This is a genomic window from Brooklawnia cerclae (assembly GCF_011758645.1).
Lineage (GTDB): Bacteria > Actinomycetota > Actinomycetes > Propionibacteriales > Propionibacteriaceae > Brooklawnia > Brooklawnia cerclae.
The window spans coordinates 579,783-592,459 of record NZ_JAAMOZ010000001.1 but is presented as its reverse complement, the minus strand read 5'-3'; the positions used below and the strand labels follow the sequence as shown (position 1 = coordinate 592,459).

Sequence of the window (12,677 nt, the reverse complement as noted above, 5' to 3'; positions counted from 1 at the left end):
GCTCGGTGCGCAGGCTCAGGCGAGCGGCGCCCACTCGGGGCCGGTCTCACCCAGCGACTCGTCCAGCTTGCGGAACAGAGGTGTCGGCTTGGCGAGCGGGGTGCCGACCGCGATCGGGCGCGATTCCCAGCGGGCGTGCTCCGAGGCGTAGTCGCCGGTGAGGATCGGATAGGACGCGGTGCCCTCGCCCTCGTCCACGACCTTGATCTCGGGCTGGGCAGCCCATGTTCCCTCGCCACCCAACAGCTCGTACACCTTCTGCGCCGAGTGCGGCAGGAACGGGGTGAGCAGGGTGTTCGCGTCCGAGACGACCTGGAGCGCCACATGCAGCACGGTGTCGCGGCGATCGGTGTCGTCCTTGAGCTTCCAGGGTTCCATCTGCGACAGGTACTGGTTGGCCAGACTCACCACCCGCATCGCCTCGGTGATGGCCGCCTTGAACTTGCGCTGCTCCAGCAGTCCGCCGACGGTGTCGAACGCCGCGCGGCTGGACGCGAGCAGTTCCTCGTCGGCCGTGCTGAGTTCGTGGGCGGGCGGGACGGCCCCGTTGTTCCGGTTGGCCATCGAGACCGACCGGTTCACGAGGTTGCCCCATTCGTTGGCGAGCTCGGTGTTGTTGCGGCGCACGAACTCGTCCCACGTGAAGTCGGTGTCGCGAGCCTCGGGGCCGGCCACCGCGATGTAGTAGCGCAGGGCGTCGGGGCCGAACTCGCGCAGGAAGTCGCGCACGTAGATGACGTGGCCGTGCGAGGTGTCGACCTTCGATCCCTTCATCGTCAGGAACTCGGACGACACCACCTCGGTGGGCAGGTCGAGCTTGCCGAACCAGGAACTCCGCTCACCGCCGCGGCTGCCCTCCCCGTTGGCGCCCAGCAGCATCGAGGGCCAGATCACCGAGTGGAAGACGATGTTGTCCTTGCCCATGAACATGTAGCAGCGGGCGTCCTCGTCGTTCCACCACGACCGCCATGCATCGGGGTCGCCGGAGCGGATCGCCCACTCGATGGACGCCGACAGGTAGCCGGTGACGGCATCGAACCACACGTAGATGCGCTTCATGTCCTCGTCGCGCCAGCCCTCGAGCGGGATGCGGATGCCCCAGTCGAGGTCGCGGGTGATCGCGCGCGGCTTGAGTTCCTTGGCGTAGTTGAAGCTGAAGTTCAGCACGTTGGGACGCCAGTCGACCCGCGTGTTGAGCCATTCCATCAGTTGGTCGGCCAGGGCCGGCAGATCGAGGAAGAAGTGCTGGGTCTCGCGGAACTCCGGGGCCTCGCCGTTGATCCGCGAATGCGGGTTGATCAGGTCGATCGGGTCGAGCTGGCGTCCGCAGTTGTCGCACTGGTCACCGCGGGCGTACTCGAACTTGCAGAACGGGCAGGTGCCCTCGATGTAGCGGTCGGGCAGCGTGCGACCGGTGGACGGCGAGATCGCGCCCATGAGCGTCTCGAGGACGATGTACCCGTTGTCGTAGAGGGTCTTGAACAGTTCCTGGGTGACCGCCTCGTGGTTGCGGGTCGTCGTCCGCGTGTAGAGGTCGTACGACAGCCCCAGGCCCTGGAGGTCCTCGACGATGATGCCGTGGTACTTGTCGGCGGCCTCCTGCGGCGTGAGCCCCTCGGCCTCCGCCTTCACCTGGATCGCGGTGCCGTGCTCGTCCGACCCGCTGACCAGCAGCACCTCGTGCCCCCGCATTCGCATGTACCGCGCGAAGACGTCAGAGGGCACGCCGAAACCGGAGACGTGACCGATGTGACGGGGGCCGTTGGCGTACGGCCAGGCAGCGGTAGCCAGGATGTGAGCGCACATATGGCTCAGTCTAGGGGCGGCACCTCTGCGAGTGCGACGCCAGTCATGGGGAGGTCGCTCATGTGGACGACCGGGATGACGGCGCCGGTCAGGCTCGGACGATCGGTTCGGCCGACGATCCGCATGCCGAGGTGCTCGTAGAGCGCGATGTTGCCGGGCTCGTTCGCGCGGACGCAACAGGTCAGCCCGCGCGTCCCCTCGTCCCGCGACCTCACCCTCAGCTCACGCACGAGGAGACCGGCCAGTCCCTGCCCGCGCGCCTCGGGGAGCACTCCCAGACGCCCGAAGTACAAGGCTCCGTCGGCCGTCCGGTGATACTTGACCATCGCCGTCATGCGTCCGTCGACGCGGACGACCGCCAGGTGCGTCCCGTCGGCCATCTCGGCCCTCAGGGAGCGGGCGTCCTCGACGAGGGCCCCCGATGGTCTTCCCTTCAGCGAGTACTCGGCGAACGCCCTGTGCATCACCTCACACGCCTCGTCGACGCATTCGGGCCCCGCATCGAGAGTCACTTCCGGCTCGGTGGAGGCTTGCGAGGTCACTTCGGCATCCTATCGTCGGCTCCGCCCCCGGTCCCCGCGTGTCGTGCCTCCCACGAGACCGCGGAGGGATGCCGTCATGCGCCGTGGGTGACGATGATGGGACATGTGAGTTCGCGCACCCCAGCATTGCGAGTCGTCGGTCAGGCACTCTGGCTCGGCCCCGCGCTCGCCTGCGTCTCCCTGATCATCCTCGGCACGGTGATCAGCGCGACCGACCACGATCCCGACTTCGGTACTGGGCTCGCCGGAGGTTTCTGGGTGACCCTCGTGTCCGCGCCGGTCTGGCTCCCGCTCGTTGTGGCGCTGTCCGGCCTGGCAGGGCTCGCCGCGAGCGGGATCGTGGGCGCACCCACCAGACCTGCGCGTTGTGCGGCCGTTCTCGGTGGCTTCGGGCTGGCAGGCGCGGTCGCCGCATTGACGTACACGTTGGCGTGGCATCGTATCGGGTGGACGCTGGCATCTGCGGCATGGGTGGCCGTCGTCGGGGTGGGCGCCGTGCTGCTGGCCCGTCGCCGGGACGGCACCGACCTACGCCTGTCGCCCGCGGGCCGGATCGCCGCATGGTGGGGCCTGGGGTTCGCGCTGGCGGCCATCTGCACATGGATCGGCGCGGTGGTCCTGCGGGTCAGCACAGGCCTGATCTCCGACGGTGACGCGACATGTGCATCCCAGTCCGACGATCCCGGATGGCAGGCCGTCTACGCCCAGACGTCATTTCCCCCACAAGCCTGGTGTTTGAGCGGGGATGTCGCAGATCCCTGGGTGCCCCTGTGGACCGGGCCGGCGCTGGTCTGCGGGCTGACGCTGACGCTCCTGCTCGGGTTGATGGCGCTCTACTGGCACGGACGCGACCATGACGTGCGCATTCCCCATCAGCAAGCCGCCGGCGTCGTCACCGCCGTCCTCCTCCTCGGCTTGGTCGCGGCCGCCCTGGTGTCCGACCCGAAGCCGCCCGCCGACGCTGTGGCACGCGCCCACGCGCTGACCAGCCCATCGTCATCGCCCACCGAGCCGTCATCGCGATCCTCGGGGACCGAAATTCCGACCACCCCGGCCACCTCCGCGCCCACATCCCTGGCTCCGGCCGTCCCCGCCGCCGCGGTTCGCGACGACATGTCCGGGCTGCAGCGCATCGCCGAACAGACCGGGGGCCCCGAACTCCTGTGGCCGAGTCCGCTGGCAGTCACCGAGGCGCCGTGCACCGACACCTCCGGCACCAGCGGGACGCTGGTCACCCTGACCGGCATGTTCACCACCCGTGACCTCGACACAGCCACCGACAACGTCGATTTCCTGGAGATCACCCAGGCGAACGAGCAGGTGGCCGAACAGATCGTGGACGCCTGGACCGCCAGCGGGCTGGTCGCCGGCGTCGCCGACAAGATGCACGGCGAGTGGTACACGGGCGGGGGCGATCGCGGAACCATCGACCTGGCCCACGTGGGGTTCACCGACGGCGTCGGCGACATTCGCGTCACCGGGCGGTGCGCCACCTACGCCTGAAGCGGTCGTACTTCGGTAATACCTGGGTAGCGTTATCCCCCATGAAGCTGAGTGTGAGCCTCTCGGAAAGCGACGTCGCCGCCCTGGACCGATACGCCCGGAGAACGGGTCTGGAGTCGCGGTCGGCCGCGATCCAGCAGGCGATCAGACTGCTGGACGATCCCGATCTGGAGAGCGCCTACGCCTCTGCCTGGCAGGAATGGGAAGCGTCCAGTGATGCCGGTGCGTGGGAGGCCGCCACCGCCGATGGGCTCGGCGATGACGGGCCTGGCACGGATCGGGCCTACGATCGGCCACGTTCCGCAAGACCTGATGGCGCAACTCAGCGCAGCGCTGCGACTCTATCTCCAGTTGTGAACGCGGACTACCGCTCCGGCGGAACCGGCGTCCCCTGGGCGAAGCGGCAGCGCCAGGAACCCTCGACGCGCTGCCACACCGAGCTGCGAAGCCAGGTGCCGTGTGCGCCCACGGCCCGCCAGCGAAGCAGGATGACGTCGTCCGCGAGCCGCTCGGTGCCGATCGGCTCGAACGCCAGCCGGACGGGCAGCGGGCCGGTCTCGGCCAGCAGCCGGTTGCGCGTCCAGATGCGCCCGGACGCGCCGAACTCGGTGAACTCGGGATGCAGCAGTTGGCGCAGCCGACCCGGATCGGTTCGCACCGCGTCGGTCAGCAGCGCCTTCTCCAGGTCGACGACCAGCGCGAGGTCCGCGTCCACCCGCGACGTGCCGGACGCGGGGGCGGGTTGCGCCGTTGCGGCGGGCTCCGGGGTCCGCGGCGCCGCCGCGTCCCCGGGGCGCCGCGAGAACCCTGGCCCCAGATCGGGCGTCGTCCCCTTCTGATAAGCGGTGGCGACGGCACGGGCGCGCACGTCGGCGGCCTCGTTCATGCGGTGCCCAGCATGCCCCTTGACCCATTCGAAGCTCACGTCGCGGCCTGTGAGCGCCGCGTCGATGGCCTTGAGGAGGTCCTGGTTCAGCACCGGCTTCCCGTCGGCCTTCTTCCACCCCTTGCGTTTCCAGGACGGCATCCACCTGGTCACCGAGTTGATCACGTACTGGCTGTCACACAGGATCTTCAGCGGCTCGTCGGCCGCCACGGCGGTCTGCTCCAGCAGGTCGAGCACGGCCTTCAGCTCGCCCATGTTGTTCGTCCCGCTCGGCCATCCTCCGGCCGCCCAGCGATCGTCGTCGATGTACCAGGCCCACCCGGCAGGCCCCGGGTTCGACAGGGACGACCCGTCCGCCGCGGCGAGGATCATCGCATCCCCGCCAGGTCGTCGGCGTCGAATGCCTGGGGCAGTACGGCCTCCATCGTCCGGACGCCGCCGGGTGTCTCGACCTGGAGTTCGCGTCCCCCGTGCTCCCACAGGAGCTGCCTGCACCGGCCGCACGGCATGATCACCCGACCCGCGCCGTCGACGCAGCAGAACGCGACAAGCTCACCCCCACCTCCGGCGATCAGGTCGCTCACCAGCCCGCATTCAGCACATAGCGTCAACCCGTACGACGCGTTCTCCACGTTGCAGCCGCGGACGATCCGCCCGTCGCTGACCAGTCCCGCCGCCCCCACCGCGTAGTTCGAGTACGGCACATAGGCGCGCTCGGTCATCTCGAGCGCGACACGGCGCAACTCGTCCCAGTCGATCGACCCCATGCACACAGTGTGTCAGTTCACCGCGGAGGGTGACGTGACCGTGATCGTGCCGTCGATGATGCCCTGTGAGACAGCGTCCAACTCGGTGCGGGTCTCGGCGGGCACGTCGTCGGCCAGATCGGACAGATGCGTCCCGCCGTTGCGCAGCGTCCCCGCCAGCACACCGGACGCGCCGCTGCCGTCGTGGTCGGCCTTGATCGCCTCGAACACGCTCGCCTCACGGTCCTTGACCACCGAGGTCAGGATCTGGGCACACGAGGCCGCCTGCGTCTGGCAACCGTCGGTGTCCGACCAGATCACCCGAACGCCCCCGGTCTGCGCCGCCAGTTCCAGCGCTCCCGTCCCGGCCGCTCCGGCGACCGCGAAGACGACGTCCGCTCCCTCGTCGGTGAGGGACTGCGCGGCGGTCAGGCCGGCCGCGGTGTCGTCCCACGGCGAGGTGGCCGAGTGGACGAACGTCCCGCTCTGATCGGTCACGTCCCAGCCGAGGGCCTCGACCTGCGCCTGCTTGGTCTGGTTGTAGTAGTCGACGCCCTGGACGAAACCGTCCATGTATATCGTCACCGTCGCCACGTTCAGAGCCCCGAACGTGCCTACCTTGCCCGTGGACGACTGCGAGGCCGCGAGGTAGCCGGCGAGGAACGCCGACTCCTGGGTGTTGAACAGCACGGGACGAAGGTTCGACAGCGATTCCGTGGGCGTCGCGTCGACCAGCACGAACCGCACCCCGGTGTTGGCCTTGGCAGCGGCCTGGACGGCTTCCGTCGCCGACGACCCGACCCCGACGACCAGCGTGCACGACTCGTCGACCAGTCCCTGGATCGCTGTCGCGTAGTCGGCCGAGGTCGCCACGGTCACCTGATCGGTGTCGACACCCAACTCGGACGAGGCCCTGGTGAGCCCCGCGACACCCTCCTGTGCGGGCGATCCCTCGGCGGTGTCGGCGTCGGTGACCAGGCAGGCCTTGTAGTACGCGGACGCGGTCGATGTGGGCGTCGGCGTGGAGGATCGGACGGACGCGGGCGGCTCGGCGCAGCCGGCGAGCGCGATCGCCAGCAGCCCGGCGGCAAACACGGCGAATGGCTTGTTCATGGCGCGGTCAAATCTACGTGATTCACCCCTGCTCAGTCCTTGATGCGCCCCGGCGAGTCCCGCGCAGAACCCGTTACCCTCAATCCCATGAGTGATGACCGCACGAAGATCGTGTTGTCGGAGGACCAGATCCCGACCCGTTGGTACAACCTGGCCCCCGACCTGCCGACCCCGCCTCCGCCGCCGCTGAACCCGGCCACCGAGCAGCCGGCCCAGCCCGCCGACCTCGCCGCCATCTTCCCGCCCGCGCTGATCGAGCAGGAGATGACCATGGAGCGCTGGGTACCCATCCCCGAGGCAGTCCGCGAGATCTACAAGCTGTGGCGTCCCTCTCCCCTTTACCGCGCACGCCGCCTCGAGCAGGCCGTCGGCACCCGGGCTCGCATCTACTTCAAGTACGAGGGCGCGTCCCCGGTCGGCAGCCACAAGACCAACTCGGCGGTCGCTCAGGCGTACTACAACAAGCAGGCCGGCATCGAGCGCCTCACCACCGAGACCGGGGCCGGGCAGTGGGGTGCGGCCCTGTCGTTCGCCTGCAGCGTCTTCGGCCTGGCCTGCGACGTCTTCCAGGTGCGCACCAGCTACGAGACCAAGCCGTACCGCCACATCCAGATGGAGACCTTCGGCGCCCAGGTGACACCCAGCCCGTCGGAGCGCACCGAGGCCGGACGCTCCCTGCGCGAACGCTTCCCCGACACCACCGGTTCGCTGGGCATGGCTATCAGCGAGGCAATCGAGGAGGCGGCCAAGGATCCGCACGCCAACTATTCGCTGGGCAGCGTGCTCAACCATGTCGCCCTGCACCAGACGGTGATCGGTCAGGAGGCTCTGGCGCAGTTGGAGGCCGCCGGCGAGCGTCTGCCCGATCGGCTGTTCGCCTGCGCGGGTGGTGGCTCCAACCTGGCCGGCATCGCGTTCCCGTTCATCCACGAGAACCTCGAGGGACGCGGCCAGGTGCACGTCACGGCCTGTGAGCCGGCGGCGGCCCCCTCGCTGACGCAGGGCGAGTACCGCTACGACTTCGGTGACACCGCCGGCCTGACGCCGCTGCTGAAGATGTACACACTGGGTGCCGACTTCGTCCCCGATCCCGTGCATGCGGGCGGCCTGCGCTTCCACGGCATGGCACCGCTTGTCAGCGCCGCCTATGACCAGGGCCTGCTGGACGCGGTCGCCATCCGTCAGCGGGCGGCGTTCGCCGCTGGCATCACGTTCGCGCGGGCCGAGGGAATCATCCCTGCGTCCGAGTCGAACCACGCGATCGCCGGCGCCCTCGACTATCTCGCGACCGCGGAGGACGACGGGGACGGCCAGGTCGTCCTGATCGGGGTGTCCGGCAACGGTCAACTCGATCTGCCCGCCTACGCCGACTACCTGAGCGGGGACATGCTGGACGCCTGAGGCGATGCGCGAGCCGGGGCACGGACGACCCGCCGGTCGGGTATGGAAAGCCTGTCCTATGCTGACCCCATGACCGCCGTCCTGAATGCCCAGCTCGGACGCCGCACATTCGTGGGCGGCATGCTCGGGATGGCCGTGGCCACCGCGGGCATGCTGTCCGGTTGCGGCAGCGAACAACAGGCTCCCGACGGACTGGTGGAGTTCACCTCGTCCGACACCTGCTCGCGCTGCGGCATGCCCATCTCCGACCTGCGGTCCGCCGCCGAGATCGTCGGCACCGACGAAGTCTGGAAGTTCGACGACACCGGCGAGATGTTCATGTTCTACTCCGAGCAGCACCTGGACGCCGGCCAGGTCGAGGCCATGTTCGTCGCCGACTTCGAGACCCAGGCGTGGCTGTCCGCCGAATCCGCGGGCTACGTCGTCAGCCCCGACATCGACACCCCGATGAGCACCCATGTGGCGGCTTTCGCCGACTCCGATGCCGTCGGGCAGTACACCGCGTCCGGCCACGGCGAAGCCCGTTCCTTCGATCAGCTGCTTGCCGACCCGCCTGACTGACAGGGTGAGATGCCCGCCGCTTACCTCAGCGGCGACATCCTGGACGCCTGGGTGATCCACCCCTCGGCGGCGTCCAGGATCCGGCGGGTGGTGGCGGGCCAGTCGCGTTCCTGCCCGCGGAACGGGCCGGTGGCCAGCGAGATCGACACCGCGGCCGCCCGCAGGCGTAGCTCGATCGGGTCGACCCGGTGGTCGAACACGGGGAGCCAGGCGTCGATGAGCCGACGCAACCGGTCGGCCTGGGTCGCGTCCATTCCCTGCACGGTGGACAGGTGCGCGAGCAGGCAGCCCAGGTCATCCGCCCGGCGCCCCGGGCCGATCGTGTCGATGTCGAGCAGCCCGGTGATGCGTCCGTCACCGACGAACACCTGGGCCTCGTAGAAGTCGCCGTGGATCGCCTCGTCCCCCGGCGGGATGCCCGCGAGCCCACTGCTGATCGTCTGCACCATCCACTGCAGCCGCGGGCGCTCGCCGGGCAGGGCCGAAGCGGCGACGTCGGCGAAGTGCGCCACGTGGTCGGCCCACGGCCGCCGCCTGGGAAGGCTGCGGATCGACCCGGGGAGCGCGTCCAGCAGGTCGACGATCTGCTGGCCGTGCACCGGCGGCTGCGGGTCGAACAGGGCGGACGCGAGCGGCCTACCAGGCAGTGCCGGCATGACGATGACCGCGTCGGAGGTGGTGGCGACGATGTCGGCCACGGGGATGCCGTGGTCGCGCAGCATCCGGTACCGCTCCAGCGTCATGGTCACCCGCGAGGGACGCATCGCCTTGAGGTAGTAGGTCAGGCCGTAGCGCGGCAGGTCGGCCCTGACGACCGCCCGGCGCCTGGGACGATACGTCACCATCTGCAGGACCACATCGTCACGACCCAGGTCGGGAGGCGCCAGCTGCCGCTCGACCAGCAACCCCGCCACGGCACTAGCGAAGGCCGCGGTCCTCAACCCCGGCAACTCGGGGTCATGGGGGTAGCGCCACGCCACCACCTCGCGTCCCTGTTCGGTGAAGACCCGTGCGATCCGGTCGGACTCGTCGGGTCCACCGGCGCGGGCCGTCACACCGATGAGTTCCTCGTCGGTTCGCGTGCCCCCGTCGTGCAGCGGCCACTCGGCGAGGACGAGGTAGGCCGCCGTCGTCGCCTCGCCCGGCAACCGGTCGACCTGGTCGAGCGTCCAGCTGACCAGGCGTCCACCGTCGCCGGCGAGCACGGCCTGCAGCAGGCGCCCCATGCTCGGGGAGCCGAGCACACCCCAGCCGTCGTCGCACACCCCGCCGTCTCGCATCAGGGGTCCACCGCCTTCTCAGATGCCGGGCGTTGCCTCGTCCGCGGCCTGGGAGGCCTCCGCCAGACGCCGGCGGACCATCAGGTCCTGACGCCTGGCCCGATCATTGTCGTCCAGGGGTTCACCGCCCTGGCCGCGGTCGAGCCGATTGATACCGATCCAGGCGATGCGGCGGCCGTCCATCTCGGCGACGCGCATCAGCACGTCGATCCCGGGCCTGGTGTCGTCGGGGTCAGGCGGGTCGAGATGCGCCTCGACCACGTCCCCCACCTCGGGCACCCGGCCGAGGCGGGCCATGAAGTAGCCCGCCAGAGTGTCGTAGGGACCCTCGGGCACCTGATACCCGGTGCGGTCGGCGAAGTCCTCGAGGCTGATCAGCCCCTCGACGTCCGACAGTTCCTCATGCATGAGCTGATCGTCGTCGATCACGTCGTACTCGTCGGTGATGTCGCCGATGAGTTCCTCGATCAGGTCCTCCAGCGTGACGATGCCCGCCGTCCCACCGTACTCGTCGAGGACGATCGCCATGTGCGAATGCTTGCGGCGCATCTCGGCCAGTGCCCGGAGCACCTTGACTGTCTCGGGCAGGCTCAGGATGGGACGAGCCAACTGCTTGACGAACGCGTGCCGGGCATCGGTGTCCAGGCCCATGAGGTCGCGCACGTGCAGGAACCCGACGATCTGGTCGGGAGACCCGTCGGTGACCGGGTACCGGGAGTGCTGATTGTCTTGCACCAGGCGAAGTGCCTTGTAGACAGGCATATCGCCAGCGAGGAACTCCACCTCGGTGCGCGGCACCATCACCTCGCGCAGGCTACGGTCGCCGGCGTCGAAAACGTCGTCCACGATGCGCCGCTCCTCGTCGGTGAGCATGTCGGCGTTGGCGACCATCGACCTCAGCTCGTCCTCCGTAACGGCCTCCTTGCCCGCCTCGGGGTCGCCGCCCAGCACGCGCACCATGACGTTGGTGCACTTGTCGAGCAGCCAGATCAACGGCGTCGCGACCTTGGCGATGGCGCTGACCATCGGGGCGAGCGCCAAGGAGAACTCCTCGGGACGCTGCATCGCCAGGCGCTTGGCCGTGAGCTCGGACAAGACGATGGAGAAGAACGAGATCACGGCCGTGACGATGACCACGGCGAGCACGGACGCCAGTCCCTGACCCAGCCCCCGGTCGACCAGCCACGGCGCCAGGAAACGCCCGGCCAGCGAGTCGCTACCAAAAGCGGACGACAGGAATCCCGCGAGGGTCACACCGATCTGCACCGCCGACAGGAACCGGTTGGGGTTCTCGGTCAGGGCCGCTATGGCGCGTCCTCGCTTGCCCTTGCCCTGAAGCCTGGCGATCTGCGAATCGCGGAGCGTGACCAGCGCCATCTCGGCCGCCGAGAACAGCGCCCCGACGAAGAAGAGGGCCAGGATGACCAGAATGCTTACCAGTAGGTCAGACATCTGTGCTCACGAGTTGCGCCGCCACGGGGTAACTCTACTTGATCCGGGTCGTCCCCAGTCGTGCCTCAGACGACCATCACCGCGACACCGTCGGGGATGGCGACGATCGATGCCCGCTGATCGCGAAGGATCTGCTCGGCTTTCGTCACGCCCTCCTCGACACTGTGAGCGGGAGTCATGTGCATGTCGGTCACCATCTCCGCAGGCGCGTCGGACACGTAGACGACGCTCGCCTTCGTCAGGACACGCGCGAGGATCTGCGACTCCCACTGGTCCACACGCGTCTCGTCCTTCGGGGTCGACAGGAACGTGCTCGTCAGGCGCCCGAGATCCTTCTCGTCCCGGAAGGTACGGTAGAACTCCTCGCCGCCATGCCCGTCGTTGGACTTGGCCAGCATGACGACCACGCCTCCCGGGCGGACGCACGCCTCGGCCGCCGTCATCCCCTTGACGGCCTGGTAGATGTTCTGGTCGAGCGGGTACCCGCCGTTGGTCGAGATGACGATGTCGGCCTCGGCCGCGTCGACCTGGCACTTGCTCGCCAGGAAGCGGCAGCCCGTGCGATGCGCTTCGTCGGCGTCGCCTGCGACGGCGTACACCACTTCCTTGTCCTCGTTGATGACCACGTTGCAGATGAACGCGAGACCCACGGTGCGGGCCGCGTAGAGCATGTCCGCATGAATCGGGTTGCCGTCGAGCACCCCCGTGCGGGCCTTGTCGCTGGCGATGAACGCCGCGTTGTGGTTGTAGAGCACCGTCGTGCGGGACGCAACCCCGGGCAGGACGCTCTTGCGTCCGCCGGAGTAGCCGGCGAAGAAGTGCGGCTCGATGAATCCCTCGGCCACGAGAAGGTCGGCGTCGACAGCGATCCGGTTGACGACGAGATCGCCGCCGGAGGGCAACTGGCCGACGTGGGTCATCTCCGACTCGTCACAATCGTGCACGACGATCTTCTCGTCCTGGACGATCTGCGGCCCGAACTTGCCCACGAGTTCGTCACGCGTCGTGCCGCGGTGACAGCCCGTGGCGATCAGGATCGTGATGTCCGCGTCGGGGTTCTGGCTACGGATCTCGGCCAGCATCTGGGGGACGATGACCTTGCTCGGCACCGGGCGTGTGTGGTCGCTGGCGATCAGCACGACGTTCTTCTTGCCCCGCGCGAGTTCGGAGAGCCGCGGGCTCCCGATCGGGTTCGCGAGGGCGGCGGCTACGAGGTCGGCCTGCGACGCGGGAGCCTGATACTCCCTCAGATGGGAGACGAGCTCCCCGGCGAACCTGTCATCGGGGATCTGGTAGGGAATCGAATCCTTGCCGTAGGGAAGTGTGACTGTGGGCATGGCTGCTGGGCTCCTCCCGGTTGCGCGTCTTTGCGGCCTTCACGAGTGTT

Annotated in this window: 11 protein-coding genes and 1 pseudogene; 4 read left to right on the top strand and 8 right to left on the bottom strand. The window is 68.7% G+C overall.

From position 1 onward, the window contains the following. Nucleotides 1–15 precede the first annotated feature (15 nt). Both metG and FB473_RS02910 read right to left on the bottom strand, forming a co-directional pair. Entirely contained in the window at nucleotides 16–1,806 is a 1,791-nt protein-coding gene (gene metG / locus FB473_RS02915; RefSeq protein ID WP_167164677.1) for a methionine--tRNA ligase, read from the bottom strand. 5 nt (nucleotides 1,807–1,811) lie between these two features. Further along, entirely contained in the window at nucleotides 1,812–2,348 is a 537-nt protein-coding gene (locus tag FB473_RS02910; RefSeq protein WP_167164675.1) for a GNAT family N-acetyltransferase, read from the bottom strand. 105 nt (nucleotides 2,349–2,453) lie between these two features. Between FB473_RS02910 and FB473_RS02905 the strand changes: the two genes are divergently transcribed. Next, nucleotides 2,454–3,851, top strand: a complete 1,398-nt coding sequence (locus FB473_RS02905) for a hypothetical protein (RefSeq protein ID WP_167164673.1) — start codon at nucleotides 2,454–2,456, stop codon at nucleotides 3,849–3,851. Between the two features lie 41 nt (nucleotides 3,852–3,892). Next, nucleotides 3,893–3,991, top strand: a pseudogene (locus FB473_RS18180) (ribbon-helix-helix protein, CopG family); the annotation flags it as partial. 224 nt (nucleotides 3,992–4,215) lie between these two features. Here the strand turns inward: FB473_RS18180 and FB473_RS02895 are convergent. The 3 genes from FB473_RS02895 to FB473_RS02885 are packed head-to-tail and all read right to left on the bottom strand — an operon-like array spanning nucleotide 4,216 to nucleotide 6,596. Beyond that, nucleotides 4,216–5,109: a ribonuclease HI family protein gene (locus FB473_RS02895; protein ID WP_167164671.1), complete on the bottom strand. Its 894-nt coding sequence runs from the start codon at nucleotides 5,107–5,109 to the stop codon at nucleotides 4,216–4,218. Continuing rightward, on the bottom strand, nucleotides 5,106–5,504 hold the full coding sequence (locus FB473_RS02890) for a cytidine deaminase (RefSeq protein ID WP_167164669.1): 399 nt from the start codon (nucleotides 5,502–5,504) through the stop codon (nucleotides 5,106–5,108). The genes FB473_RS02895 and FB473_RS02890 overlap by 4 nt, the downstream gene beginning before the upstream one ends. Nucleotides 5,505–5,516: 12 nt before the next feature. Then, a complete protein-coding gene (locus FB473_RS02885) occupies nucleotides 5,517–6,596 on the bottom strand; it encodes a BMP family lipoprotein (protein ID WP_167164667.1) in 1,080 nt (359 codons plus the stop codon). A gap of 87 nt (nucleotides 6,597–6,683) precedes the next feature. Between FB473_RS02885 and FB473_RS02880 the strand changes: the two genes are divergently transcribed. Both FB473_RS02880 and FB473_RS02875 read left to right on the top strand, forming a co-directional pair. Further along, a complete protein-coding gene (locus FB473_RS02880; protein ID WP_167164665.1) occupies nucleotides 6,684–7,997 on the top strand; it encodes a TrpB-like pyridoxal phosphate-dependent enzyme in 1,314 nt (437 codons plus the stop codon). A gap of 69 nt (nucleotides 7,998–8,066) precedes the next feature. After that, complete coding sequence (locus FB473_RS02875; RefSeq protein ID WP_167164663.1) at nucleotides 8,067–8,558, top strand: nitrous oxide reductase accessory protein NosL; 492 nt, start codon at nucleotides 8,067–8,069, stop codon at nucleotides 8,556–8,558. A 20-nt stretch (nucleotides 8,559–8,578) separates the two neighbouring features. Here FB473_RS02875 and FB473_RS02870 read toward each other — a convergent pair whose 3' ends face one another. The 3 genes from FB473_RS02870 to larA form a co-directional block, all read right to left on the bottom strand. Continuing rightward, nucleotides 8,579–9,838, bottom strand: coding sequence for a phosphotransferase (locus FB473_RS02870; protein WP_167164661.1), 1,260 nt, complete (start codon nucleotides 9,836–9,838; stop codon nucleotides 8,579–8,581). An 18-nt stretch (nucleotides 9,839–9,856) separates the two neighbouring features. Next, on the bottom strand, nucleotides 9,857–11,290 hold the full coding sequence (locus FB473_RS02865; RefSeq protein WP_167164659.1) for a hemolysin family protein: 1,434 nt from the start codon (nucleotides 11,288–11,290) through the stop codon (nucleotides 9,857–9,859). A gap of 65 nt (nucleotides 11,291–11,355) precedes the next feature. After that, nucleotides 11,356–12,627, bottom strand: coding sequence for a nickel-dependent lactate racemase (gene larA, locus FB473_RS02860; protein ID WP_167164657.1), 1,272 nt, complete (start codon nucleotides 12,625–12,627; stop codon nucleotides 11,356–11,358). Nucleotides 12,628–12,677 lie beyond the last annotated feature (50 nt).